The sequence below is a fragment of the Anaerotignum faecicola genome (assembly GCA_024460105.1).
Classification (GTDB): domain Bacteria; phylum Bacillota; class Clostridia; order Lachnospirales; family Anaerotignaceae; genus JANFXS01.
In genome coordinates, this window is the sequence record JANFXS010000493.1 from 1 (window position 1) to 402 (window position 402).

1 protein-coding gene is annotated in these 402 nt (G+C 30.1%); it reads right to left on the bottom strand.

The genetic code is table 11. The features are described from left to right. Positions 1-402: NAD(P)-dependent oxidoreductase (locus NE664_15050; protein ID MCQ4727950.1), on the bottom strand; the 402-nt coding region annotated here is incomplete at both ends.

Consider the following 402-nt stretch of genomic DNA (forward strand, 5'->3'; position numbering starts at 1 on the left):
TTTTTAATGCATACTTAATATGATTCCACAGATGTTTCAAATTGTAGAACTGAAATACACCACGGCTGTCCGTAAAATTAAGTGCAGAAAATCCCAGTTCTTTAAAAATAGTTTTAAGTGCTTCTTTTTCTTCACAAGATATGTCACTGCATTTATAAAATCCATTATCCTGCAATTTGTAATAGTTATTAAGTTCGTGTCTGACAGTTGCAAGTTTTCCAAACTTTTCATTTTGGATCATGGACGGAATATAATGTATATAATCATATATAAAATTCTTTTTTATATTTTTACCAAAGAGGCCTGGCAGTCTAATAATTAAAGTTTCTGGAAAATCATCTCTAACTTTCTGTTCCAGATAATAACGATTGGCTCCATAAGGTTGCAAATCTTCAGAAATTA